The sequence below is a fragment of the Alcanivorax sp. 24 genome (assembly GCF_004360225.1).
In the GTDB taxonomy this organism is placed as follows: domain Bacteria; phylum Pseudomonadota; class Gammaproteobacteria; order Pseudomonadales; family Alcanivoracaceae; genus Alloalcanivorax; species Alloalcanivorax xiamenensis.
This window is the reverse complement of record NZ_SNUA01000015.1, coordinates 35,134-58,795: the sequence shown is the minus strand read 5'-3', so window position 1 is coordinate 58,795 and position 23,662 is coordinate 35,134. Positions and strand designations below refer to the sequence as shown.

The 23,662-nt window shown below is 63.2% G+C and carries 23 protein-coding genes; 3 read left to right on the top strand and 20 right to left on the bottom strand.

The window, feature by feature from the left end; translation table 11 throughout:
- Nucleotides 1-713 precede the first annotated feature (713 nt).
- Both E0L37_RS17535 and E0L37_RS17530 read right to left on the bottom strand, forming a co-directional pair.
- Nucleotides 714-1,274 (bottom strand): DUF1285 domain-containing protein, encoded by a 561-nt coding sequence (locus E0L37_RS17535; protein WP_133492964.1) that lies wholly within the window; start codon nucleotides 1,272-1,274, stop codon nucleotides 714-716.
- Nucleotides 1,271-1,894, bottom strand: coding sequence for a TetR/AcrR family transcriptional regulator (locus E0L37_RS17530; protein WP_205655643.1), 624 nt, complete (start codon nucleotides 1,892-1,894; stop codon nucleotides 1,271-1,273). The genes E0L37_RS17535 and E0L37_RS17530 overlap by 4 nt, the downstream gene beginning before the upstream one ends.
- Nucleotides 1,895-2,210: 316 nt before the next feature.
- On the opposite strand from E0L37_RS17530, the gene E0L37_RS17525 reads away from it, so the two are divergent.
- Nucleotides 2,211-3,332, top strand: coding sequence for an aminotransferase class V-fold PLP-dependent enzyme (locus tag E0L37_RS17525; RefSeq protein ID WP_133492962.1), 1,122 nt, complete (start codon nucleotides 2,211-2,213; stop codon nucleotides 3,330-3,332).
- An 11-nt stretch (nucleotides 3,333-3,343) separates the two neighbouring features.
- Nucleotides 3,344-4,174, top strand: a complete 831-nt coding sequence (locus E0L37_RS17520; RefSeq protein ID WP_133492961.1) for a hypothetical protein — start codon at nucleotides 3,344-3,346, stop codon at nucleotides 4,172-4,174.
- On the opposite strand, the gene E0L37_RS17515 is transcribed toward E0L37_RS17520, so the two are convergent.
- The 15 genes from E0L37_RS17515 to E0L37_RS17445 form a co-directional block, all read right to left on the bottom strand.
- The gene (locus E0L37_RS17515) at nucleotides 4,147-5,700 is read right to left on the bottom strand and encodes a trypsin-like serine protease (protein WP_133492960.1); all 1,554 of its coding nucleotides are present in this window, start codon (nucleotides 5,698-5,700) and stop codon (nucleotides 4,147-4,149) included. The genes E0L37_RS17520 and E0L37_RS17515 overlap by 28 nt on opposite strands.
- 292 nt (nucleotides 5,701-5,992) lie before the next feature.
- Nucleotides 5,993-7,330, bottom strand: coding sequence for a DNA recombination protein RmuC (gene rmuC, locus E0L37_RS17510; RefSeq protein ID WP_236564204.1), 1,338 nt, complete (start codon nucleotides 7,328-7,330; stop codon nucleotides 5,993-5,995).
- Nucleotides 7,327-8,124, bottom strand: a complete 798-nt coding sequence (locus E0L37_RS17505; protein WP_133492959.1) for a TatD family hydrolase — start codon at nucleotides 8,122-8,124, stop codon at nucleotides 7,327-7,329. Before E0L37_RS17505 ends, rmuC begins: the two co-directional genes overlap by 4 nt.
- A gap of 974 nt (nucleotides 8,125-9,098) precedes the next feature.
- On the bottom strand, nucleotides 9,099-9,446 hold the full coding sequence (locus tag E0L37_RS17500) for a PilZ domain-containing protein (protein ID WP_133492958.1): 348 nt from the start codon (nucleotides 9,444-9,446) through the stop codon (nucleotides 9,099-9,101).
- Nucleotides 9,447-9,503: 57 nt separating this feature from the next.
- Nucleotides 9,504-10,514, bottom strand: coding sequence for a DNA polymerase III subunit delta' (locus tag E0L37_RS17495; protein ID WP_133492957.1), 1,011 nt, complete (start codon nucleotides 10,512-10,514; stop codon nucleotides 9,504-9,506).
- Complete coding sequence (gene tmk / locus E0L37_RS17490; RefSeq protein WP_133492956.1) at nucleotides 10,511-11,137, bottom strand: dTMP kinase; 627 nt, start codon at nucleotides 11,135-11,137, stop codon at nucleotides 10,511-10,513. Before tmk ends, E0L37_RS17495 begins: the two co-directional genes overlap by 4 nt.
- Complete coding sequence (gene mltG / locus E0L37_RS17485) at nucleotides 11,134-12,192, bottom strand: endolytic transglycosylase MltG (RefSeq protein ID WP_133492955.1); 1,059 nt, start codon at nucleotides 12,190-12,192, stop codon at nucleotides 11,134-11,136. Before mltG ends, tmk begins: the two co-directional genes overlap by 4 nt.
- Nucleotides 12,193-12,279: 87 nt before the next feature.
- Nucleotides 12,280-13,068 (bottom strand): aminodeoxychorismate lyase, encoded by a 789-nt coding sequence (gene pabC, locus E0L37_RS17480; protein WP_133492954.1) that lies wholly within the window; start codon nucleotides 13,066-13,068, stop codon nucleotides 12,280-12,282.
- A gap of 10 nt (nucleotides 13,069-13,078) precedes the next feature.
- Nucleotides 13,079-14,317 (bottom strand): beta-ketoacyl-ACP synthase II, encoded by a 1,239-nt coding sequence (gene fabF / locus E0L37_RS17475; protein ID WP_133492953.1) that lies wholly within the window; start codon nucleotides 14,315-14,317, stop codon nucleotides 13,079-13,081.
- 494 nt (nucleotides 14,318-14,811) lie between these two features.
- Nucleotides 14,812-15,045 (bottom strand): acyl carrier protein, encoded by a 234-nt coding sequence (gene acpP / locus E0L37_RS17470; protein ID WP_008928079.1) that lies wholly within the window; start codon nucleotides 15,043-15,045, stop codon nucleotides 14,812-14,814.
- Nucleotides 15,046-15,319: 274 nt separating this feature from the next.
- Entirely contained in the window at nucleotides 15,320-16,054 is a 735-nt protein-coding gene (gene fabG, locus E0L37_RS17465; protein WP_133492952.1) for a 3-oxoacyl-ACP reductase FabG, read from the bottom strand.
- A gap of 9 nt (nucleotides 16,055-16,063) precedes the next feature.
- Nucleotides 16,064-16,990: an ACP S-malonyltransferase gene (gene fabD / locus E0L37_RS17460; protein WP_133492951.1), complete on the bottom strand. Its 927-nt coding sequence runs from the start codon at nucleotides 16,988-16,990 to the stop codon at nucleotides 16,064-16,066.
- Between the two features lie 154 nt (nucleotides 16,991-17,144).
- Complete coding sequence (gene plsX / locus E0L37_RS17455) at nucleotides 17,145-18,179, bottom strand: phosphate acyltransferase PlsX (RefSeq protein ID WP_133492950.1); 1,035 nt, start codon at nucleotides 18,177-18,179, stop codon at nucleotides 17,145-17,147.
- Nucleotides 18,180-18,324: 145 nt separating this feature from the next.
- A complete protein-coding gene (gene rpmF / locus E0L37_RS17450; protein ID WP_014995069.1) occupies nucleotides 18,325-18,516 on the bottom strand; it encodes a 50S ribosomal protein L32 in 192 nt (63 codons plus the stop codon).
- A gap of 19 nt (nucleotides 18,517-18,535) precedes the next feature.
- Nucleotides 18,536-19,066: a DUF177 domain-containing protein gene (locus E0L37_RS17445; protein WP_133492949.1), complete on the bottom strand. Its 531-nt coding sequence runs from the start codon at nucleotides 19,064-19,066 to the stop codon at nucleotides 18,536-18,538.
- Between the two features lie 148 nt (nucleotides 19,067-19,214).
- Here E0L37_RS17445 and E0L37_RS17440 point away from each other — a divergent pair, with 148 nt between their 5' ends.
- Nucleotides 19,215-19,808 carry a nucleoside triphosphate pyrophosphatase gene (locus tag E0L37_RS17440; RefSeq protein ID WP_133493014.1) on the top strand — a complete coding sequence of 198 codons (594 nt, stop codon included), beginning with the start codon at nucleotides 19,215-19,217 and terminating at the stop codon, nucleotides 19,806-19,808.
- A gap of 913 nt (nucleotides 19,809-20,721) precedes the next feature.
- Here the strand turns inward: E0L37_RS17440 and sppA are convergent.
- Genes sppA through E0L37_RS17420 form a run of 3 tightly spaced genes read right to left on the bottom strand, consistent with a single transcriptional unit; the run spans nucleotide 20,722 to nucleotide 23,367 of the window.
- Nucleotides 20,722-21,699: a signal peptide peptidase SppA gene (gene sppA, locus E0L37_RS17430; protein ID WP_133492948.1), complete on the bottom strand. Its 978-nt coding sequence runs from the start codon at nucleotides 21,697-21,699 to the stop codon at nucleotides 20,722-20,724.
- Nucleotides 21,656-22,372: an HAD-IA family hydrolase gene (locus tag E0L37_RS17425; protein WP_133492947.1), complete on the bottom strand. Its 717-nt coding sequence runs from the start codon at nucleotides 22,370-22,372 to the stop codon at nucleotides 21,656-21,658. The genes sppA and E0L37_RS17425 overlap by 44 nt, the downstream gene beginning before the upstream one ends.
- A gap of 38 nt (nucleotides 22,373-22,410) precedes the next feature.
- Nucleotides 22,411-23,367, bottom strand: a complete 957-nt coding sequence (locus tag E0L37_RS17420; protein ID WP_133492946.1) for an RluA family pseudouridine synthase — start codon at nucleotides 23,365-23,367, stop codon at nucleotides 22,411-22,413.
- Between the last annotated feature and the right edge of the window lie 295 nt (nucleotides 23,368-23,662).

Sequence of the window (23,662 nt, the reverse complement as noted above, 5' to 3'; positions counted from 1 at the left end):
CTGGGCTCCCACGGATCTGCCACGAAGCCACTGTGGGAAGCTTGCTGGCAAGCGAATGAGGCAACGCCGGAGGCCAGAATTCGCCAGCAAGCTGCTCTCCCACGGATCTGCCACGAAGTCGCTGTGGGAAGCTTGCTGGCAAGCGAATATCCCAACACCAGAGAGCCGGAATTCGCCAGCAAGCTGCTCTCCCACGGATCTGCCACGAAGCCGCCGTGGGAAGCTTGCTGGCAAGCGAATGGGGCAACGCCGGAGGCCAGAATTCGCCAGCAAGCTGGGCTCCCACGGATCTGCCACGAAGCCGCCGTGGGAAGCTTGCTGGCAAGCGAATGGGGCAACGCCGAAGGCCGGAATTCGCCAGCAAGCTGGGCTCCCACGGATCTGCCACGAAGCCGCTGTGGGAAGCGGCCCGGGCGGCGCTCCGCTTGGCCGCGAATGCCCTGAGCCGTTGGCGATTCGCTTGCAAGCAAGCTTCCCACAGCGGCGCTGTAGCCACCTCTGAAGGGAGGTCTTCGAGGTAACCGGGCAATACAGGAGCCCCCGCCCGAGCGACCCTTCCCGCTAAACCGCGAGGAACCTTTTTATGACCGCCGTCCATGGCGGTCACCCTGCGGGCCGTCGCCAAGCAACGTTAAAAATTGCTCCCGGCAATTTTTATTCCCGCAATGCCCGCGGCCCCGGGTTTTGACTTTAGCGTCCGGCGTCCGGCACTTTTAAAACGAACCGAGGGGAAAACGGGCACCGTCGCTGTCGATATATAAGTGGGTCACGCCGTCCCGCTCTTCATGGCCAGCCCATTCCACCAGTTGATAAAACATGTTGCGGGAGATCAGTGCTTCCAAGTTGTCGCGCACATGCAGATAGGGAGATGGCTCACCGCTGTCCGGGTCGTGTTCTATCCGTAACGGGTGCCGTTCGCCGGCCACCACGTGAGTTCCCACGTTGGTGGTGAACACCAGCTTGTCGACACCACCGTCCTTCACCCGCTGCACGTCGGTGGCGACAAAGGGAGCGTCATCCACCTCGATGCGCAACTTCTCCACCGGCGTAATCAGGAAGTAGTCATCGCCTTCCCGCAAAAGAATGGTGGAGAACAACCGCACCATGCGTTCCCGCTCAATCGGCGATTCCTGGTAGAACCAGGTGCCGTCGCGGGCGATGCGCATACGGCTTTCGCCCTGATGCTCCGGGTGCCACCGGTGCACTGGCGGCAACCCTTGCTCGTCCCGTTCGGCTTTTTCCAGCAGGGCCAACAGGGAATCAGCGGAAGTCATTTTCGGCGTTGTCCTTTGTTGCCCATGCGGATACCGATTTCGATCAGAAAGTCGAGGAAATCCTCCTTTTCATCGATCAGCCCCATATAAAATGGCGACTGCACCAGCGCCACGGCGCCATGGGCCAGCGCCCAGGCCGCGCAAATGTGATAAATCGGCGGCACGTCTTCCAGGGAGCCTTCGCTGATCCGTGCCTTGACGATGCTCTTGAGGCGCTCGAAATTGGCTTCACGGATGTTGTGCAGTTTTTCCACCAGTTCCGGCACCGCATGATCCTTGATCACCTTGTTCTCAAGCCGGTCGAACAGCTGATAACGGGCCGGATCATTGATACGGAACCGGAAATATTCGCGGGTCAGTTTTTCCTTGTCGTCCTCCTCGGAAATACTGTTGAACACCGCCGCCAGATCCTCTTCATAACGGAGCATCAGCAGCAGATAAATCTCATTCTTGGTTTCGAAGTGTTTATAGATGGTGCCTTTGCCAATCCCCACCCGGTCGGCGATCATTTCCACGGTGACACGGTCCTCCCCCTGCTCCAGGAACAGCTCCAGAGCGGTATCGAGGATTTGCTGTTCCCGTTGCCGGAACTCCTGCGCCTTACGCGTCGCTTTTTCCAGATCAGCCATTCATCCTTACTCCCAAGACCGGTGAATCCCGCGATTCACCACAGTTTATCCCACCCCCCGGCACCATGCATCACGAGCCAGGTTGACCTGCCACGGCAATCGGTCATGCTGTAAGAGCCTGTTTACCATCCATTCGCCGCCGCGCCGGAGCTCATAAAGCCCGCGGTTCGCGACACCCTCTCGCGGCGTTGCCAGCGGCAACGCGATGGCGAGCAAAGCGTAAACAGGCTCGCTGACGAATTATCGATGCCCTTTTGGGCAGGATGATACCCCCCCGCCCGGCAATGACAATGGAGTCGATCATCACATGACCAGCGCTCTGGATCTGTCCGCGGAATTTCCCCTTGAAAAGGACGTGCTTTACCTGAATCACGCCGCCGTGGCGCCCTGGCCAAAACGCACCCGGGACGCGGTGGTGCGTTTCGCCGAGCAAAACATCACCGTGGGAGCGCGGGATTATCCGCGCTGGCTCGACACTGAGCAGACCCTGCGCGGACGCCTCGCCGCTCTGATCGGAGGCGTGCCCCAGGAGGACATCGCCTTGCTCAAGAACACCTCCGAGGGGCTGTCGGTGATCGCCCAGGGCTTATCCTGGCGGGACGGTGATCAGGTGCTGATCAGTGATCAGGAGTTCCCCTCCAACCGTATCCCCTGGCAAGCGCTGTCCGGACAGGGGGTGGAAGTGATCCAGGTGGCGGTGGGCGGCGATGACGCCGAGCAGCGCATTATTGACGCGCTTGGACCCCGGGTGCGCCTGGTGTCGCTGTCGTCGGTGCAATACGCCAGTGGCATCCGCCTGGATCTGGCCCGGATCGGCGCCGCGTGCCGGGAACGAGGGGTGTTGTTCTGCGTGGATGCGATCCAGAGTCTGGGAGCCCATGTTTTCGACGCGGAGAGCATCAGCGCGGACTTCGTCGTCGCCGACGGCCACAAGTGGATGCTGGGGCCGGAAGGCCTGGCGCTGTTCTATGCCCGGCCGGAAGCCCGCGACCGGCTGCGCCTGCGCCAGTTCGGCTGGCACATGGTGGCGGCGTCCGGCGACTATGATCGCCAGGACTGGCGGCCGGCGGACGATGCCCGGCGTTTCGAATGCGGCAGCCCCAACCTGTTGTGCGCCCATGCACTCAACGCCTCGCTGTCGTTACTGCAGGAGGTGGGCATGGTCCCGGTGGAACAGCGGCTGACCGATATCGTCAGCGGCCTGATCAATGCGCTCAAGGCGCGCGGCGCGGAGTTGTTGACCCCGGAAACCGCCCGTCGCCGCGCCGGTATCGTCACCTTCCGTCTGCCCGGCGAGGCGCCCCAGTCCACCTTTGACCGCCTGCGCCAGGGTGGCGTGGTCTGCGCCCAACGCGGCGGCGGCATACGCTTCTCCCCCCACTTCCATACTGACCAGTCAGTCATCGACCGCGCCGTGGCGCTGTTGTAGGATAGCGCCCCATGCGAACGCAACGACTCTACCAATGGCTGTGCGAGCGCCTGCAACGTCAGGACGGCGGCAAGGATTGGCCACAAAGCAGCCTGGACCATCAGCGTGTCCTGCTGCAACCCTGCGACGTACTGTTGGTGGACAGCGACAGTGCCCTGGACCGGCGCCTGCGGCGACTCACCGGCAGCCGGTTCTCCCGCGCCCTGCTTTATATAGGCCGTCTGCACGACGTCGCCGACCCGGCCCTGCGCGCCCTGCTCGCCGATTACGTACCCTGCGAGCCGGACACCCAGTTGGTGCTGGATGCCAGCCTGGAGCGAGGATTACGGGTGCGCGAGCTGGGCACGCTCAGCGGCCTGCATCTGCGCGTCTGCCGGGCACAGAATCTGTCCACGGACGAGCGGCAGGACGCGCTACGTTACGCCATCAGCCGGGTCGGCACCGGCAGCACCACCTCCTGGAGCACCCTCATGCTGCTCTGGTTGTTTCCCTGGCGCGCGCTGCCAAACCGGTGGCGCCGGCGGCTTTCCAATCGCCTGGCCACCGAATTGCTGCGTACCCTCAGCGGCAGCCTGGTGGGCGAAGCTTTCGCCTTCATTCAGTTCCCGGTTTATCCGCTGGTGAAGCAGCCGGAGGACGACGGCTCACGACTGCTGCGTCTACAGCCACGCCTGTTTCACGCCGCCGATTTCGATCACTCGCCCTATTTCGACGTGATCAAGACCCCTTATCTGCTGGATCGAATTCCCTCTGGATTTCAGGCCATCCCCTGGAAGGGGAACGCCAGCGCCATGGCGGCGGAATCCCAGGCACCTCACCTGAGCCTGGTGGACAACCCGTAAGCCAGCAATAGACACCATGCCCATCCCAGGGCGCCGCCACCGCCAGCACTGGCGCGAGGCGTCTCCGCCCGCGCCTGGGATGGCAGGAACGACAAGCCGGTATCACCGGCCGGGAAATCGCCGCTGGAAGAGCCGCCTTCCAGGTGCACCCGCCCCTCTCCCTCCCCTTCGATCACCAGCGACCGGCTGGCCTCCGCCCCTTCGGCCAGATCCCCCAATTGACAGCGAACCGTGGCACCGCCACTGCATCCCTCGGGCAGGTTCCTCCAGGACCAGCCTTGCGGAATCCGGAACCACATCCAGGCGTCCCGGGCGGCAACATGGGTGGCTCGATTGATCAGCCGGGCTTCCAGCGTCACCGCCTCCGCGTTGAGACGCTGGGTTCCCACCATCATCAGGTCCGGCTGATCGCTGAAAATGGCGGTCACCGCGTCTCGTTCCAATTGGTAATAGTCATGGGCGGCGCTATCCGGCCGGATCCATAACCGGGATTGCACCGCCGCGCCCGAGCGGGAACGCAGCCGCAGGCGGTAATCCCCGCTGCTGGCGCCCCGCGCCAGTGAGGCCTCCCCCCGGCACAGGCTGTAGCCCTCATGGTCGTCGCAGACCAGATCGTCGGCGCTGATCGTGACGCCAGGGTCATGGTCTATACGGGCACCCACCTGGTATGCCGCATTGACCCGGCTCTGATTCTCCAACCGCAGAGACAGCGCCAGCGTCTCCCCGGGGCGGCCGTAGCGCCGCCCGGCCAGCGGCCGGCTGTGCAAATCCACCAGCGCCTCGCGGGAAGTGCTTTCCAGCCAGGCCAGGTAATCACTGACCCGGGTGTAGACCCCCGGCACCTCCGGCGTGGCACACCGGGGCGGGCCGTAGCTGGTGATACCGGCCAGCCACGGCCGGCCGTCATAGCGATAAACCAGGGGGCCGCCGCTGTCGCCCCGGCAGGTATCGCGCCCCGGCTCACCCTGCCTTTGCAATTCACCGGCGCACAGTTGCCGCCCGCCGAGATTGGACCAGTGCCGCGCGCAGCGCTCCGGGGTGATGTAATCCAGCGCCACTTGATGCAATACCCGAGGGGCGCTTCCGCTCTCGGTAGTGCCCCAGCCGTAAGCGGTCAAGGCCTGCTCGGCGGCGCCATCGATCAACGCCTGCATTTCCCGGTTCTTGGCCAGATCCAGCGCGGCCAAAGCGGATTCCCCCTGCATTTGCAGTAACGCCAGGTCGTTGTGGAAAACGCCGTGGACGAATTCGGGGTGAACATGGACCGCCCGCACCGCCCGGCGTTCCACCGGCTCCTGGTAGCGGTCCGCGCTGCCCAGCGCCACGAACAGCTGCCCCGGATCCAACTGATCGCTGCTCTGGCCGCGTACACAGTGCGCCGCCGTCAGCACCCAGCCAGGTGCCACCAGAACCGCCCCACACAAGAATGAACCTTGCTCCGGATCACCCGAGCGGCTCACCTCCAGTTCCGCCATCCAGGATGGGACGGTGGCGACCACTTCCCCACCGATGATCCGCGGCGACATGGTCCGTGCGTGGCCCCCAACGGGCGCCACGCATAGCAGAACACAGGAGAAAACAACAAGAATATGCAAATTCACACCATCCCCCACAAGGCGATTTCGCAAAGAGACGGGAAATTAACTCCAGAAAAATAAGAAATTCTACCTATTATTTTTATAGGGATATATCAGCGTGACCCATATCACAAAAAAAGTGTCGCACCAACAAAAAAGGCGCCTTTCCGTGCGGATTAACAACACGATAGGCGCCTATTTAAGTTTTTTATCAACAATTTATGGCACTTTAAAAAACAGCTTATTGCTCGTCGGTCTCCTCACCGTCGTCATCATCCACCGGTGGCGGCAAATTGCGCCGGGCCTTGGCCCCCAAATCCCGCAATTTATGGGCCTGCCCCAGCAGGTTGCCGCGCCCTTCCGTGAGCCGTTTGTAAGAGGTTTCCCAGGCTTGCTGAGCCTTGCCCAGCTTATCCCCCACGTCCACCAGGGATTCGCTGATCCGTGATACCTGATCGCAGATATGGCCGGCGCGGTCGGCGATGTCCAGGGCATTGCGGTTCTGATACTCATACCGCCAGATGTTCTGAATGGTGCGCAGGGTCACCAGCAACGTGGTGGGGCTGACCAGCACGATATTACGCTCATAAGCCTCCGTGTAGAGCCCGGGGTCCGCTTCCATCGCGGCCATGAAAGCCCCTTCCACGGGAATGAACAGTAACACGAAATCGAGACTGCGAATCCCGTCCAGACGACTGTAGTCCTTGATGTCGAGCCCCTTGATATGGGCGCGCAGGGATTGCAGATGCTGGTCGCGGGCCTGGCGGCGCTCCTCCTCGTCCTCGGTGCTGGTGAAGCGCTCATAAGCCACCAGTGACACCTTGGCGTCGATGACCACGTCCTTGCCCTCGGGCAGATGGACGATGGCGTCCGGCAGCCGCCGGCCGCCGTCCTCGGCGCGCAACGCCACCTGGGTATCGTATTCCCGTCCTTTGCTCAGACCGGAACTTTCCAGCACCCGCTCCAGAATCATCTCGCCCCAGTTGCCCTGGGTCTTTACTTGGCCGCGCAGAGCCTCGGTGAGATTGCGAGCGTCCTGGTGCATCTGCTGATTAAGACTCTTGAGGTGCTGGAGTTGCTCGGTCAACGCCGCCTGGGCCCGGGCATCGTCACCGTGAATCTGATCGACCCGGCGACGGAATTCAGTCAGTTGCTCACGAAACGGCTGCAACAGGGTATGGATACCTTCGCGGTTCTTTTCCTCGAACTGACGGCTGCGCTGCTCGAAGATACGGCTGGCCAGCAATTCGAATTCCTTGCGTAACTGCTCCCGGCTCTCCTCGGCGAAGCGCAGCTTGTCCTGTTGGCCGGACAAACGCTCCTCCAGGCGGGCCTGCTCGGCGCGGGCGATGGACAGGTTCTCTTCCGCCTGGCGCCATTGCTGACTTTGCTGCTCCAGACGCTGGCGCTGTTCATCGCGCTCCTGCTCCAGCGCCTGGCCCCGCAGTGCCAGCCGTTCCGCTTCCTGCTCCAGCAGAGCACGGCGACGGCGCATCGGCAGCCACACCAGCAGCGCGGCGATCACCGCCGCGACCACGGCGGCGGCCGCCAACCACCACCAAAACATCGCTGTCGTCACGGTACCGCCTTATTAAACAGCTGGAAGAAATTATTCCGGGTAATGCGAGCCAGCTCCGCCACCGGCAACCCTTTCAATTCCGCCACGCACTCCGCCACCTTGGCGACGAAACGCGGCTCATTGGGCTTGCCCCGGTAAGGCACCGGCGCCAGCCAGGGGGCATCGGTTTCTATCAGCAGATGCTCCACCGGCAACGCGGCGACGGTTTCGCGCAGCGCCTCCGCATTACGGAACGTGACAATACCGGAGATGGAAATATAAAAGCCCAGTTCGATGGCCTGCTCCGCCATATCACGGTCCTCAGTGAAACAATGCAGCACGCCGCGCACCCGCCCCTCGCCATGCTCACGCAGCAGTGCCAGGGTATCGTCCTTGGCGCCACGGGTATGCACCACCAGCGGCAAATCAGTGTCGCGGGCGGCACGGATATGCTCAACAAAACGCTTTTGCTGCCACTCCCGTTGCTCCTTGGCGTAGAAGTAATCCAGACCGGTTTCACCAATGCCCACCACCCTGGGGTGATCCGCCAGGCCGATCAGCTCCGCCGCTTCCGGTTCATGCACGTCCTTGTAGAGCGGATGCACTCCGACGGTGGCGAACACCTCCGGCTGGGCTTCGGCCATGGCCCGCACCCGTGGAAAGGTCTCCAGATCAACGCCAATGCACAGCATGGTGCCCACGCCATCGGCGCGGGTGGCGGCCATGAGGGCCTGAAAATCACCTTGGTAGGCGTCCAGATCGAGACGGTCCAGGTGGCAGTGGGAATCCACCAGATCAAGCGGCTCCGTAGACATGAAACACTCCGTATTGAACTGCGGGCATTCTACATGAAACCGCCGGACGCCGGACGCCGGACGCCGGACGCCGGACGCCGGACGCCGGACGCCGGACGCCGGACGCCGGACGCCGGACGCCGATAATGCAAAACCAGACCCAATGCCCTGGCAAGCACTAAAACGCCTTTTTTATGGTTCATCGCGGTTTAGCAGGCCACGGCGCTTCAATCATGGGCACGGGTCTGTAACGGAAGGGGCTACCAAGCCGCTCTATTCGCCAGCAAGCTGGGCTCCCACAGATCTGCCACGAAGCCGCTGTGGGAAGCTTGCTGGCAAGCAAATATCCCAACACCAGAGGGCCAGAATTCGCCAGCAAGCTGGTCTCCCACAGATCATGCCACGAAGCCGCTGTGGGAAGCTTGCTGGCAAGCGAATATCCCAACACCAAAGGGCCAGAATTCGCCAGCAAGCTGGTCTCCCACAGATCATGCCACGAAGCCGCTGTGGGAAGCTTGCTGGCAAGCGAATATCCCAACACCAGAGGGCCAGAATTCGCCAGCAAGCTGGTCTCCCACGGATCATGCCACGAAGCCGCTGTGGGAAGCTTGCTGGCAAGCGAATCGCCAACGGTCCAGGGCATTCGCGGCCAAGCGGAGCGCCGCCCGGGCCGCTTCCCACAGCGGCTCTGTAGCCACCTCTGAATGGATATCTGCGAGGTAACCGGGCAATACGGGAGCCCCCGCCGGAGCGACCCTTCTCGCTAAACCGCGATGAACCTTTTTTATGACCGCCGTCCATGGCGGTCACCCTGCGGGCCGTCGCACAACAACGTTAAAAATTGCTCCCGGCAATTTTTTATGACCGCCGTCCATGGCGGTCACCCTGCGGGCCGTCGCACAGCAACGTTAAAAATTGCTCCCGGCAATTTTTTATGACCGCAATGCCCGCCGCCCCGGGTTTCGGCTTTAGCGTCCGGCGTCCGGCTTCAAACGTCACATCGTATGCGTGGGCCGGTCCGATTGCAGCGAGCCCGCGAGGTGATTTTCTATGGTGCGGCGGGCGGTGTCGTCTTGATCGGAGAACTGCACGCCAATACCGGCGCTACGATTGCCCTGGGCGCCTCGAGGCGTGATCCAGACCACCCGGCCAGCCACCGGTATTTTCTCCGGCTCATCCATGATGTTGAGCAGGAGAAAGATTTCCTCCCCCAGTTGATAGGCTTTCTCGGTCGGCACGAACAGGCCGCCGTTGCCGATAAACGGCATGTAAGCGGCGTACAGCGCCGCCTTGTCCTTGATACTCAGCGAAAGAATGCCACTACGGCCCCCCGGCATCTTCATGCCACCCCCCTGTCGCGGTAGTGCTTGTATTGTTGTGCGTGCCAGTGCCGCGGGCGATTACTGCAAGGCAGCGTCCACGCCCACCAGCACCAGCATCCATTGCTCCATGAGCAATTCCTTGTTCGGGTTGGCGCCGGCCAGGATCTGCCTGCGGCCTTCCTGGATCCGCTGGGTAGCGCGCATCAACCGCGCCACCGGAACGGTATCGGCCAACTGCCGCAGCAACGGCTCCAGTTGCTCATCCCCCTCACCGCCGGGCATGGCCGCGCCACCGAGCGCCGCCAGCCGTGTCGCCCGGGCCAGCCAACCATACAATATCCTCGCCATGGTGTCCGGCTCGAACGCCGCCAGGGCCTGGGCCCCCTGGGCCGGAGACAGACGCCCCTGGGCCACCCGCAATACTTGCTCGGCAAGACGGCGGCGGTCACTGAACCAGTCCGCGTCCTGCAACACCAGCGCTTTCAAAGGCGCGCCCTGGGCCGCGTCCAGCAATGCCGGCGCCATCTCCCCGACCTGGGGCGTCAACCAGGACAGCGCCTGGTCGGCGGCCGGCACCGGCAGCAACCGTTGCTGGCAACGGCTGCGGACGGTGGGCAGCAGCAGGCTGGGCTGATGGCTGACCAGAATCAGGGTCATGCCCGGACCGGGCTCTTCCAGCGTCTTGAGCAGCGCGTTCTGCGCACTGCGGTTGAGTGCTTCCGCCGGGGACAGCAACGCCAGTCGTGCGCCGCCAAACTGGGCGGTGCGGGCGCAGAACTCCACCAGCCGCCGCACCTGATCGATCTTGATCGCCCGGCTGCCGCCTTCCGGCGTCAGCACATGCATGTCCGGGTGGGTGCCGGCGGTACTCAGGTGGCAAGCCTCGCATTGTCCGCAGGCCACCCCGGCACTGGGCTGCCGGCACAACAGCGTCTGCATCAAGGCCTGCGCCAGCCGGTACTTGCCGATGCCTTCGGGACCCGCCAGCAACAGGGCATGGGGCAAACGCTGACGCTGGTGCTGATCCAGCAGCCGCGCCATCTCCTCCTGATGCCAGGGACAAGGTACCTGTACCGGCGCTTTACTCATGCCCCCTCCGTAATGGCGTCGACCCAGGCGCCAAGGCGCTGGCGCACCTGTTCCAGCGGCCGGGTGGCGTCCACCTGCACGAACCTGTCGGGTTCATTACGGGCCCGTTGCAGATAGCAGTCGCGCACCCGTTGAAAGAAATCGCGGCTCTCCTGTTCGATGCGGTCCAGTTCGCCCCGTTTGCCGGCGCGAGCCAGCCCCACGTCCACCGGCACATCGAACAACAAGGTGTAATCCGGCGCCACCCCGGCCAGCACCAACCGCTCAAGCGTGGCGATGGCTGCCAGGTCCAGACCGCGTCCGGCCCCCTGGTAAGCCCAGGTGGCATCCATGAAACGGTCACACAGCACCCATTCACCACGCGCCAGGGCGGGCCGGATCAGAGCGTCCAGGTGTTGGGCGCGGGCGGCGAACACCAGCAGCAATTCGGTGGTATCGGCCATGGGCTCCTCGCTGGGCGCCAGCAGTACCTGGCGGATACGCTCCGCCAGTTCGGTGCCACCGGGCTCCCGTGTCACACGTACCGTCTTGCCGCGCTGACGCAGACGCTCTGCCACCCATTCCAGGTTGATGCTTTTGCCAGCGCCTTCGCCCCCCTCGAGAGTGATGAAACGGCCGCTCATGGCGCCGCTCCCGGGCTTGAGCGGTAATCATCGCGGCGATTGAGCTGATATTGGCGTACCGCGCGCCGATGTTCCGCCAACGTATTGGAGAAGGTATGGCTGCCGTCGCCACGGGCAACGAAATACAGCGCCTTGGTCTGCTGCGGGTGCACGGCGGCGAAGATGGCATCGCGGCCGGGCATGGCAATGGGCGTCGGCGGCAATCCGGTGATCACATAGGTGTTGTACGGAGTGGATTCACGCAGGTCGGCCCGGCCAATGCGGCCGGCGTAGCGCTCACCCATGCCATAGATCACGGTGGGGTCGGTTTGCAGCCGCATCCCGAGCCGCAGGCGGTTGACGAAAACACCGGCGATCTGGCCACGTTCCTTGGGTACACCGGTTTCCCGTTCCACGATGGAGGCCATGATCAATGCCTGATAAGGGTCGTCATAGGGCAGCTTATCATCGCGGCCGAGCCAGGCCTCGTCCAGTATCTTGCGCTGACGCTCCAACGCCCGGCGCAGCAGCTCCACGTCGCTGGTGCCGGCGGTATAGAAATAAGTGTCCGGGGCGAACCATCCCTCGGGATGCGTATCCGGCATTCCCAGCCGAGCCATCACCTCCTCGTCATCAACGCCGTCCAGCGTGACGGTGAGGCCCTCAAGCTCGGCCAGGCGGGTGCGAAACTGGCGAAAGGTCCAGCCCTCCACCAGGGTGACACTGCGCTGCATCACCTCGCCCCGGTCGATGCGCTCCAACAGCGTCAACAGAGAGTCCCCTGGGAACAACTGGTATTCCCCCACATGCATGCGCCCTTCGATACCGGTGAAACGGCTGTACAAACGTCCCGCCACCCGACGCAGCGTGGACTCCGGCTCACCACCCAGCAGGCCCTCCCCTTGCAGACGGCTCATCAGGTGGCTGAAACCGGTGCCGGCCGGTACCTGTACCAGCCGGGCCTCGGTCACCGGCAAGGGGCGATGCAAATACCCACTTACCCAAAAGCCCGCCAGCGGAATTGCCACGATGACGAACACCAGTAGCAGAGCAAAAATTCGTATTTTTCGACGCATGGATTGAATGCTAATGCCTGTATTGGCGATCCCAGGCCATGGAGCGGGATCGGGGTTAGAGCCTGACGCCAGCGCGTCACCGCGCGCTCAGTGGTTGAACCGCGCCTGCCAGAGCCGCTGCCATTGTGGGACCTGCGGATCGACCGGCCACGTCCACTGCGCCAGTTTACGCACCGGTAACAGGCCGACAATACTGTTGGTCAGAAAAATGCCATCCGCCCGACGCAGATGTGACAGGGGCCTCGCCCTCACTTCCACCCGCCAACCCTGATCACGGGCGACGTCCAGCAGCCAGCCACGCGCCACGCCGGCCACCCCGGCGCGCTCCAGGGAGGGTGTCCACAACAGGTCGCCAAACACGGCGAACAGGTTCATCGAAGTGGCCTCCACCGGGCACCGGTGGCGATCCAGCAGCAGCCCCTCGCGCCAGCCACGCCGCCCGGCCTCGGCGCGCGCCACCACTTGCGGCAGGCGGTTCAGATGCTTGAGTCCGGCAAGAGGATCGTCCGGCAACACGGTATCGCAGAGGCCGATCTCAACGCCATGACGAAGGTGGGCGCACGGCTCCTCCGTGAACGGAAACCATTGGCCAAACAAGGTGGGTTGCGGCCTCTCCGGCGGCAAATACCCCCGGCCGCCGCTGCCACGGGTAAGCACCAGCTTGATCACGCCGGCGCCTCCGTCATGATCGCGCAGTCGCGCCGCCAGCGTCCGTTCGAGTCTGTCCTCCGTCAGCGGAATCGCCAGCCGGCGGGCACCGGCCAGCATTCTCGCCCGGTGCCGGGGCCACAATGGCACCCGGCCATCGGCGCTGACCCTCAGGGTCTCGAACAGACCATCCCCGTAAGCCAGGCCGCGGTCACTGCGGGACAGCATGGCGCTCCGCTCAGACGCGACGGAACAGCAGGGTGCCGTTGGTGCCGCCGAAACCGAAGGAGTTGGACAAGGTCACGTCGATCTGGCGGTCCTGGGCCTGATTGGGCACCAGGTTCAGATCGCAGCCCTCGTCCGGATCATTCAGGTTGATGGTCGGCGGTGCCACATTGTCGCGCATGGCCAACAGACACATGATCGCCTCCACGGCACCGGCAGCGCCCAGAAGATGGCCAATCATGGATTTGGTGGAACTCACCGCCAGCTTGTCGGCATGCTCGCCGAACACCTGCTTCACCGCGTTCAGTTCGGCCAGATCGCCGAGCTTGGTGGAGGTGGCGTGGGCATTGATGTAGTCCACGTCACCGGCGTCCATGCCCGCGTCGCGCAAGGCGTTGCGCATGGACAGCGCGGCACCGGCGCCGTTTTCGGAGGGCGCGGTCATGTGGTAAGCGTCATCACTCATGCCATAGCCGACCAGCTCCGCGTAAATGGTGGCTCCCCGGGCCTTGGCCCTTTCGTATTCCTCCACCACCACCGCGCCGGCACCGTCACCGAGCACGAAACCGTCGCGGTCGCGGTCCCAGGGCCGGCTGGCCGCCTGCGGATCGTCGTTGCGGGAAGACAGCGCCCGTGCCGCGGCGAAACCGCCCATGCCCAGCGGCGTGGACCCCTTTTCGGCGCCACCGGCGATCATCACGTCGGCCACGCCCAGTTGGATCTGCTGGGCGGCGAAGCCGATGTTGTGGGTCCCGGTGGTACACGCCGACACGGTGGCGAAGTTCGGGCCCTTGAACCCGTACATGATGGCCAGGTTACCGGCGATCATGTTAATGATCGTGCTGGGCACGAAAAACGGAGACAGCTTGCGCGGCCCGGAGTCGAGCAGCTTGCGGTGATTATCCTCGATATTGGTCAGCCCGCCGATGCCGGAACCAATGGCCACGCCGATGCGCTCACCCTCTTCCTTGTCCATATCCAGGCCGGCGTCGCCGATGGCCTGGATCGCCGCCACCATGCCGTACTGGACGAACAGGTCCATTTTCCGTCCTTCCTTCGCGGACAGGTAATCACCCAGTTCGAAATCCGGCACCAGCCCGGCGAATTTGGTGGAGAAATCCGAGGTGTCGAAGTGCTCGATCGGACGAATGCCGCTACGGCCCGCCTTGATACCCTCCCAGGTACTGTTCACATCGGCGCCCAGGGGCGTGAGCATGCCCAGGCCGGTTACCACTACTCGACGTCGTGTCACCTGTATTCCTCCCAAAATGACGATTCCAGGGCCGGACAGTCAGCGCCGGCGCCCTCGGATTATAGCGTGCCGATTCGCTGCCAGGGCAGCTCCCACAGCGGCTCCGTAGCGCTCTCCGTGGGAAGCGAGCTTGCTCGCGAATGCAGCGCAACTTCATATCTCCAACACCAACAAACGCAGAGTAACCACCACGGATGGTGGTCACAAACAAATCGCCGGGAGCGATTTTTGACCTCACTCCAGCGACGGCCCGCAGGGTGATCACCACGGGCGGTGATCACAAACAAATCGTCCGGAACGATTTTTGACGTCGCTCCAGCGACGGCCCGCAGGGTGATCACCATGGATGGTGATCACAAACAAATCGTCCGGAACGATTTTTGACGTCGCTCCAGCGACGGCCCGCAGGGTGATCACCATGGATGGTGATCACAAAAAAACCGCAAGCCCATACCGAGCCTGCGGTTTTCCTTGACGCAGCGTTACGACCGAAATCAGCTGTGGGCTTTGATGTAGTCCACGGCTGCTTGTACGGTGCTGATTTTTTCAGCTTCTTCGTCGGGGATTTCGGTCTCGAATTCTTCCTCGAGGGCCATTACCAGTTCAACGGTGTCCAGGGAATCGGCGCCCAGGTCTTCCACGAAGGAAGCTTCGGATTTCACGTCTTCCGGCTTAACGCCCAATTGCTCGACAATGATCTTCTGGACCCGTTCTTCGATGCTGCTCATGATCCTATTACTCTCCTATTAATGGTGTGCAAGCACCTATGAGCGGCTATTCTAGGTGAACGCGATTTGCGCTTGCAAGCCGCCGCCGGTGCCCGTTTTCACGGATACGTTTCCAAATATGTTGAACCCCACCCACCACTGAGACGGCAGTACCCTCTCCGTGGGGGCCACCCTGAAGCTGCGGCCCGGGCGAATCCATTGCACAGGCCGGCCTCGAAAGACCGGCGCATTCCAACCGGAACCGGCAGCTTAGCGGTTTCGGGAGGATTTGTCCCTACCCGGTGAACATGCCACCGTTAACGTGGACCGTGGTACCGGTTACATAGCTACCACCGTCTCCGGCCAGCCACGCTACCGCGCTGGCCACTTCATCGGGGCTGCCGAGGCGGCCCAGGGGGATTTCCCGCAGCAGCGCATCGCGCTGAGCCTCGGGCAGAACATCGGTCATGTCGGTCTGGATAAAGCCCGGCGCCACCGAATTCACCGTGATGTTACGCGAGCCCAGCTCGCGGGCAAGGGCCCGGGTAAAGCCCTCCACGCCACCTTTGGCCGCGGCATAGTTGGCCTGGCCGGCGTTGCCCATGGTCCCCACCACGGAACTGATATTGATCACCCGGCCCCAGCGGGCCTTGGTCATGCCCTTGATGCAGGCCTTGGTGACCCGGTACAGCGAGTTCAGGTTGGTGTTGATCACATCCATCCATTCATCGCTTTTCATCCGCAACATGATGTTGTCCCGGGTGATGCCGGCGTTGTTCACCAGCACCAGAGGCGCACCGTGCTTTTCCACGATGGACTTGATCGCGGCCTCCACCGAGGCATCCTCGGACACGTTCAGCACCACGCCGTCACCGTTCTCTCCGAGGGCGTCGGCGATGGCCTTGGCGCCGTTTTCGCTGGTGGCGGAGCCGACCACGAAGAAACCGGCGTTGACCAGGTTTTCGGCAATGGCCTTGCCGATACCGCGGCTGGCACCGGTGACCAGGGCCACTTTACGTTCGTCGCTCATGAGGCGTCCTCAACCGTTCAAAGCCGCCTGAAAGGCGTCCAGGGATTCCAGGGGCTTGGCGTCCAACCCCCGGTCAATACGTTTGGCCAGGCCACACAGCACTTTGCCGGGGCCACATTCGTACAGCGTGGTCACGCCATCCGCGGCCAGGGCCTGCACCGTCTCCACCCAGCGCACCGGGGAATACAATTGCCGGATCAAGGCGCTGCGAATCGCCTCGGGGTCGGTTTCCCAGGCCACATCCGCGTTATTGATCACTGGCAGTTCCGGGGCGTGGAAACGGACCTGGGCGAGCGTTTCCGCCAGCGCTTCCGCCGCCGGCTTCATCAGTGCGCAATGGGAGGGCACGCTCACCGGGAGCGGCATGGCGCGCTTGGCGCCGGCGGCCTTACAAGCGGCAATGGCGCGTTCCACGGCACTGCCTTGCCCGGCGATCACCACCTGGCCAGGCGCGTTGAGGTTGACCGCTTCCACCACTTCACCCTCGGCGGCTTCGGCACAGGCCTGACGCACCTGATCGTCATTCAGACCGAGGATCGCCGCCATGGCGCCCTCGCCTTCCGCCACCGCCTGCTGCATCAGCTCGCCACGGGTGCGCACCAGGCGCACCGCATCCCCCAGGCTGATCACCCCGGCACAGGTCAAGGCGGTGTATTCACCCAGGCTGTGCCCGGCCAGCAGCGCCGGGCGCGGACCACCGCTCTGCTCCCACTCCTTCCACAGGGCGACGCCGGCGGTCAGCAACAGCGGCTGCGTATTTTCGGTGCGATTGAGATCAGCTTCGGGGCCGTTCCGGGCCAATTCCCAGAGGTCCATGTCGAGGGCGCCGGAAGCTTCCTGGAAAGCCTGGCGCACGGCGGTGTGATCGGCGAAATCGGCCAGCATACCCAGGCTCTGCGAGCCCTGACCGGGAAAAACGAAAGCGGTTTTTGACATGCGTTTCCCTGATTCGCGAAGGACGGCCGGTGGGACTCCGCGAGAGCCCGCCCCGGGCGTCGGGTTATCGGATTTGGCGGCAGTATGCCTTTACCCGCCCGGCTTGTCCGTTCCGGGCTGCAACAAAGTATGAATGACCCCGGCGCGGCATCGATCAGGAGGCGGGCTGTTCAGAGACCTGGGCCAACGGCGCCACGGCGTCGCGGATCAACGCCGGCACGTTGCGGCGGGCTTCCAGCAGGGCCACTTCCAGAGCGCTGGTAAAGCCGGCTTCGCCAGTGCCGCCGTGGCTTTTCACCACCACGCCGTTAAGCCCCACCAGACTGGCGCCATTGTAGCGCTCCGGGTCCATACGGTGCTTGAGGCCGTTCAACACCGGCAGGGAAAACAGGCCGCTCAGCTTGCGCCACCAGGAACGGCCGATCTCCTCACGGATCATCCCACCGATCATGGTGGCCACGCCTTCCATGGTTTTCAATGACACATTACCGACAAAGCCATCGCAGACCACCACGTCCACGTCACCGAGGAAGATGCCATTGCCTTCGACGAACCCCACGTAATTGAGGTCCTCGGCGGCCTGCATCAAAGCAGCGGCCTCCTTGATCTGCTCGTTGCCCTTGATGTCCTCTTCGCCGATATTGAGCAGCGCCACGCGGGGCTGGCTCAGTCCGTCGACGGCGCGAACCACGGCCTGCCCCATCTGCGCGAACTGCAACAGATGCCCGGGCTGGGAGTCCACATTGGCGCCCAGGTCCAGCATGTGACAATGGCCCTTGGCGGAAGGAATGGCGGTGCAGATAGCGGGACGGTCGATCCCGGGAAGGGTTTTCAACACGAAACGGCTGACCGCCATCAGGGCACCGGTATTACCGGCGCTGACCGCGGCCTGGGCACGGCCTTCCTTGACCAGATTGATGGCCACCCGCATGGAGGAGTCTTTTTTCTGGCGCAGCGCCACCGCCACCGGATCGTCCATGGCCACCACTTCGGAAGCGGGCTCTATGGCAACGCGGGCATGGCCCTCGAGACCGGCCTTGGCCAGTGCCGGCGCCAGAACGTCGGGATTACCAACCAGGATGATGTGGAGACTGGAATGACGGGAAAGCGCACGGCTGACGGCGGGAACGGTGACAGGTACCCCGTGATCCCCCCCCATGGCGTCCACCGCCAGAGTCACGTCTGACATGGCCACTCAATTCCTCAGAGGCATGGCGGCACCCAGAATACTCCTAATCCGGCCCAGGTAAAGGCCGGACACAGGCCAGTGCCCCAGAACGAAAAACGGCGCCCGTCAGACGCCGGATGAAACCGGGTGACGGGCGCCGTTCGACTTATTCTTCTTCGTCCAGGTCCGCGGTGCGCAGAACCTGACGGCCGCGGTACATGCCGTCCGGAGAGATATGGTGACGGCGATGCACTTCACCGGTGTTGCTGTCCTCGGTCAGCGTGGCGGCGGACAGCGCATCGTGGGAACGACGCATACCGCGCTTGGAACGGGTTTTGCGATTCTGTTGAACAGCCATTGTCGAGCTCCTCGGCGTGTTACTTGCGGCGACCCTTGAGCTGGGCCAGCACGGCAAAAGGGTTATCCGGATTGTCTTTGTCCCGGCCCTCGCCGTCTTCCCCATCGTCGCGGGTATCCGGCAGCGGATTCGGGCATTGATCGTGCAGCGCCACCAGTGGCATCGCCAATAGCAGCTCTTCCTCGAGCACATCCGCCAATGGCAGGCGCTCTTCGGTGACCAGCAGAGGATCCAGGTGCGTGGGCAACGCCTTTGCCTGTTCCTCGCTCCAGACCATGGTCAGGTCCACATTGGCGAGGATCCGCTGGTGCACGGGTTCAAGGCAGCGCTGGCAGATCAAAACCAGCGTGGTTTCCACCTGGCCCCGAACGCACCGGTGCCCGTCCTCATCGCGGCCAAAAGCCAGCGACACCCGGACCGGCTGGTCCAGGCTCTCGCGATATTCCCGCAGCCGGGGCAGATCCCCAACCCGGGCCTCGCCCTCGATGACGCGCTCCTGATCCGCGAACTTGCGCGGTTCCAGGTACGGTGGCAGTTGCCCTGAAAACATAAGCGCGCAATTCTAGGGCCGCGCCGCGGCGCTGTCAAAGCGAAAATCACGCCAGTGGCCAAGACCTAACCGTCTGAGAAATTTGGATTTTTCGTGCACTGCCATGCCCACCTCTTTTACACTCGCTGCTTTGAAAACCGAGGAGACCATGGTGAACGACATTCCGCCGACTCTGATTCTGGCCTCTTCCTCTCCGTTTCGCCGTGAGTTGCTGGGCAAACTGGGGCTGCCTTTCAGCGCCGCCAGCCCGGATATCGACGAGACCGCTCTGCCCGGCGAAAGCGCCACCGAGCTGGTACTGCGCCTGGCCCGGCGGAAAGCCCAGGCCCTGGCCGCGGACCATCCCGATACCCTGATCATCGGCTCCGACCAGGTGTGCGTCCTGGATGACACCATTCTCGGCAAACCCGGCGACCGCGACAACGCCATCAAGCAGTTGAGCAGTGCCAGTGGCCGCAGCGTGGTGTTTCATACCGGTCTGTGCCTGTACAACAGCGCCACCGGCCGCTATCAAAGCGGTTGCGAGAACTTCACCGTGCATTTTCGCACCCTGGATCAGGACCGCATCCGCCGCTACGTGGACAAGGAACAACCCTTCAATTGCGCCGGCAGTTTCAAGTCCGAGGGGTTCGGCATCACTCTGTTCAAGGCGCTCGAAGGTCGCGACCCCAACGCTCTGGTGGGACTGCCGCTGATTCTATTGACCGACTTCCTGGCGGCGGAAGGCGTCAGCCTGCCCTGACGCCGGACGCCGGACGCCGGACGCCGGACGCCGGACGCCGGACGCCGGACGCCGGACGCCGGACGCCGGACGCCGGACGCCGGACGCCGGACGCCGGACGCCGGACGCCGATAATGCAAAACCAGACACAACGCCCTGGCAAGTACTAACAACGCTTTTTTTATGGTTCATCGCGGCTTAGCGGGAAGCGGCGCTTCAATCATGGGCACGGACCTGTAACGGAAGGGGCTATCAAGCCGCTATATTCGCCATTCGCCGGCAAGCCGGTCTCCCACGGATCATGCCACGAAGCCGCTGTGGGAAGCTTGCTGGCAAGCGAATATCCCAACACCAGAGAGCCGGAATTCGCCAGCAAGCTGGTCTCCCACGGATCTGCCACGAAGTCGCTGTGGGAAGCTTGCTGGCAAGCGAATATCCCAACACCAGAGGGCCGGAACTCGCCAGCAAGCTGGTCTCCCACGGATCTGCCACGAAGCCGCTGTGGGAAGCTTGCTGGCAAGCGAATATCCCAACACCAGAGGGCCGGAATTCGCCAGCAAGCTGGCCTCCCACAGGTCCGCCACGAAACTGCTGTGGGAAGCGGCCCGGGCGGCGCTCCGCTTGGCCGCGAATGCCCTGAGCCGTTGGCGATTCGCTTGCCAGCAAGCTTCCCACAGCGGCGCTGTAGCCACCTCTGAAGGGAGGTCTTCGAGGTAACCGGGCAATACGGGAGCCCCCGCCAGAGCGACCCTTCCCGCTAAACCGCGAGGAACCTTTTTTATGACCGCCGTCCATGGCGGTCACCCTTCGGGCCGTCGCACAGCAACGTTAAAAATTGCTCCCGGCAATTTTTTATTTCCGCAACGCCCGCAGCCCCGGGTTTTGACTTTAGCGTCTGGCGTCTGGCGTCCGGCGTCCGGCGCCTCACCCCCCATCAACGCAGATCCGGCAGGTACTGCTCCAAGCCCAGGCTGCCACCCAGCCCCTTGCCAATGGAAACACCGAAGCGCTGCAACAATTGCTCCACCGGAGACGGGCTGTAGGTGTAGTTGACCAATTCCTCGACGCCGATCACATCCCGGGCCACCTGACCCGGGCTCTTGAGGCCGTCGATCAAGCCCAAATCCAGAGCCCGCTCGCCAGTCCAGAACAGGCCTGAGAACAATTCCGGGTGGCCATCCACCCGCAGGCGATCACCGCGCCCCTGTTTCACCGCGCCAATGAACTGCTGGTGAATCTCATCCAGCATCTCCTGCACGTGCCGGCGATGGGCCGGATTCACCGGTGCGAACGGGTCCATCAGGTCCTTGTTCTCGCCGGCGGTGTAAACGCGGCGCTCCACGCCCAGCTTCTCCGCCGCTTCTTCCAGACCGAATCCGGCCATGATCACGCCAATGGAACCGACAATACTGGCCGGATCGGCGTAGATGTCATCCGCGGCCGAGGCGATGTAATAAGCCCCGGACGCGCCGGTATCGGTGATCGCCGCGTAGACCTTCTTCTCCGGGTACTTCTCGCGCAACCGCCGGATCTCGTTGTAAACCTGATTGGACTGCACCGGCGAGCCGCCCGGGCTGTTGATGCGCAACAGCACCGCCTTGGCATTTTTCGCCTCGAACGCCTCCCTCAGGCCGGCGCTGATCAGATCCGCCGACGCCTCACTGTCAGCGCTGATGACCCCATTCAGGTCCACCACCGCCACATGGGGCTCGGCCACCGCCAGAGCGCCATCGCGACTGGGAATCAGCATGAACAGAACAACGAACAGATAAACAAAGGTCAGCGTCTTGAAGAAAATCCCCCAGCGGCGGCTTTTACGTTGCTCCGCCTGGGCCTGCCCCAGCAGCTTCTCGATCAGCTGCCACTCTTTATTGCTGCCCTGCGGCCGGGACGGTGGTTGATTCGATTCCATCTACATCTGCTCCTCGCGTGATTACCCCTGCCCCGACCAGGGGCAGCAACTGTGGCAAAGCATCGATCATCGCCCGCGGATTGCGCTGACGCAGGCGCTCCGGCGTGTGGGCACCATAGCTGACCGCCACCCGGTCAACCCCGGCGGCCTCCGCCATATCCAGATCAAAGGTGGTATCCCCCACCATCAGTGCCCGCTCCGGCGCCACTCTCAATTCCTCCAGCAGCTCCAGCACCATGGCCGGATGCGGTTTGGAGCGGCTCTCGTCGGCGCAGCGGGAGGCGTGAAACAACGCCCCGAGGCCGGTGTTGGTCCAGACCCGGTCCAACCCTTTGCGCGACTTGCCAGTGGCCACCGCCAATCGCATGCCCCGCTCGCGCAGCGCCAGCAAAGTATCGCGGGCGCCCGGATAAGGCACACTGGGGGACCGCTCCGCCAATACGAAATGATGAGCATACCGGTCGCGCATGGTGCTCACCATGGCTTCGTCCAGGAAGGGGTACAAAGTGAGGATCGCTTCCGGCAAACCAAGGCCGATGATGCCGCGCACCTGCTCATCTTCCAACGCCGGCAACGCCAGGTCGCGGGCGGCGCCGTGCATGCAGGCGACGATGCGGGCGGTGGAATCCATCACCGTGCCGTCCCAGTCGAAAATCACCAGATCGTAGCTCATCTTGCCAGCGCCTCGGGTAGCCTTACTTCACTTCAGGATCAGGATCGGGAGCGGCGCCGCAGTGCCGCCAGGATCGACTCGAAATCCTCGTCCAGGGGAGCCTCCACCCGCACCCGGCGCTCGCTGAGCGGATGCCGGAAAGCCAGGCTATGGGCATGCAGACACAAACGACGCACGCCGAGTTCCCCAAGCAGGCGATCACCCTGATCATTGCCGTACTTGTCATCCCCCAGCAGCGCGAAGCCGCCGAACTGACTGTGCACGCGGATCTGGTGGGTCCGTCCGGTGCCCAGAGTGGCTTCCACCAGGCTGACACCGCCGAGCCGTTCGAGCAGCCGGAAGTCGGTGACCGAGGGCTTGCCTTCCCGGGATACGCGTACCACCCGCTCGTTGCCCTGCATTAATTTGAGCAACGGCGCCTCGATACGGCGTTCCTTGCCCTTGAAGCCCTGACACAACAGCCAATAGCGTTTTTCCACACCGCCCTGCTGCATCAACCGCTGCAATCGGCGCAAAAAACCGCGCCGGCGCGCCACCATGATGCAGCCGCTGGTATCCCGGTCGAGCCGGTGCACCAGCTCCAGCTCCCGCTCCTCCGGATAGAGCACCCGCAACGCCTCGATCAAACCAAGACTGACGCCGCTGCCGCCATGCACCGCCAGGCCCGCCGGCTTGTTGAAGATGAACAGGTGCTCGTCTTCATAAATAAGGGTGCGCGAAAGCCGCTCCGCCAGAGCGTCACTGATTTTCGGCGGCGCCTCGGATTCGGCGGTGCGGATCGGCGGAACCCGCACGATATCCCCGCTCGCCAGGCGCGTGGTCTGTTTGGCACGCTTTTTATTCACCCGCACTTCGCCGGAACGGATGATCCGGTAGATACGGGAACGGGGCACGCCCTTGAGGTGCGTGATGAGGAAATTATCCAGGCGTTGACCGTCACGACCTTCATCAATGGTAACGAAGGAAACGCGGTCGGCGGAGGGGGTCTCGGACATGCGGGGGATTCTGACCTCCGCCCCCGCGCAGGTCAATCGCCTCGCCGGGGCGGCAGCGCCATCAGATTGATCTTATTGCGGTTTTGTTGCTATAGTGCCTTGTCTGGCAACAGCTTTACGATCGTTGTGTCCGCCCATTACTGAGATTCACGGATGGCGGGGCGCGAACAGTGAAGCCGGTGGTCCCGTGAGCATGACGGGCGGCCCGGGCCGGCGCCCTGCTCCCCTATCGGGTCAAGTCAGGACGCCACCGGAAACATTATCCTTGCCGCTTCCCGTGCCCGCCCACCCAATC

Bases quoted from the DNA above. Each gene is read 5' to 3' on its own strand.
- mltG (WP_133492955.1), bottom strand. From the start codon at position 12,192: ATGCGTCGAAAAATACGAATTTTTGCTCTGCTACTGGTGTTCGTCATC.
- plsX (WP_133492950.1), bottom strand. From the start codon at position 18,179: ATGTCAGACGTGACTCTGGCGGTGGACGCCATGGGGGGGGATCACGGG.
- sppA (WP_133492948.1), bottom strand. From the start codon at position 21,699: ATGGAATCGAATCAACCACCGTCCCGGCCGCAGGGCAGCAATAAAGAG.
- fabD (WP_133492951.1), bottom strand. From the start codon at position 16,990: ATGTCAAAAACCGCTTTCGTTTTTCCCGGTCAGGGCTCGCAGAGCCTG.
- tmk (WP_133492956.1), bottom strand. From the start codon at position 11,137: ATGAGCGGCCGTTTCATCACTCTCGAGGGGGGCGAAGGCGCTGGCAAA.
- E0L37_RS17535 (WP_133492964.1), bottom strand. From the start codon at position 1,274: ATGACTTCCGCTGATTCCCTGTTGGCCCTGCTGGAAAAAGCCGAACGG.
- E0L37_RS17505 (WP_133492959.1), bottom strand. From the start codon at position 8,124: ATGTCTACGGAGCCGCTTGATCTGGTGGATTCCCACTGCCACCTGGAC.
- E0L37_RS17440 (WP_133493014.1), top strand. From the start codon at position 19,215: ATGGTGAACGACATTCCGCCGACTCTGATTCTGGCCTCTTCCTCTCCG.
- E0L37_RS17425 (WP_133492947.1), bottom strand. From the start codon at position 22,372: ATGAGCTACGATCTGGTGATTTTCGACTGGGACGGCACGGTGATGGAT.
- fabG (WP_133492952.1), bottom strand. From the start codon at position 16,054: ATGAGCGACGAACGTAAAGTGGCCCTGGTCACCGGTGCCAGCCGCGGT.
- E0L37_RS17420 (WP_133492946.1), bottom strand. From the start codon at position 23,367: ATGTCCGAGACCCCCTCCGCCGACCGCGTTTCCTTCGTTACCATTGAT.
- rpmF (WP_014995069.1), bottom strand. From the start codon at position 18,516: ATGGCTGTTCAACAGAATCGCAAAACCCGTTCCAAGCGCGGTATGCGT.
- E0L37_RS17515 (WP_133492960.1), bottom strand. From the start codon at position 5,700: ATGTCGCCGCGGATCATCGGTGGGGAAGTGGTCGCCACCGTCCCATCC.
- E0L37_RS17520 (WP_133492961.1), top strand. From the start codon at position 3,344: ATGCGAACGCAACGACTCTACCAATGGCTGTGCGAGCGCCTGCAACGT.
- E0L37_RS17525 (WP_133492962.1), top strand. From the start codon at position 2,211: ATGACCAGCGCTCTGGATCTGTCCGCGGAATTTCCCCTTGAAAAGGAC.
- E0L37_RS17500 (WP_133492958.1), bottom strand. From the start codon at position 9,446: ATGAAGATGCCGGGGGGCCGTAGTGGCATTCTTTCGCTGAGTATCAAG.
- E0L37_RS17495 (WP_133492957.1), bottom strand. From the start codon at position 10,514: ATGAGTAAAGCGCCGGTACAGGTACCTTGTCCCTGGCATCAGGAGGAG.
- acpP (WP_008928079.1), bottom strand. From the start codon at position 15,045: ATGAGCAGCATCGAAGAACGGGTCCAGAAGATCATTGTCGAGCAATTG.
- E0L37_RS17445 (WP_133492949.1), bottom strand. From the start codon at position 19,066: ATGTTTTCAGGGCAACTGCCACCGTACCTGGAACCGCGCAAGTTCGCG.
- pabC (WP_133492954.1), bottom strand. From the start codon at position 13,068: ATGCTGTCCCGCAGTGACCGCGGCCTGGCTTACGGGGATGGTCTGTTC.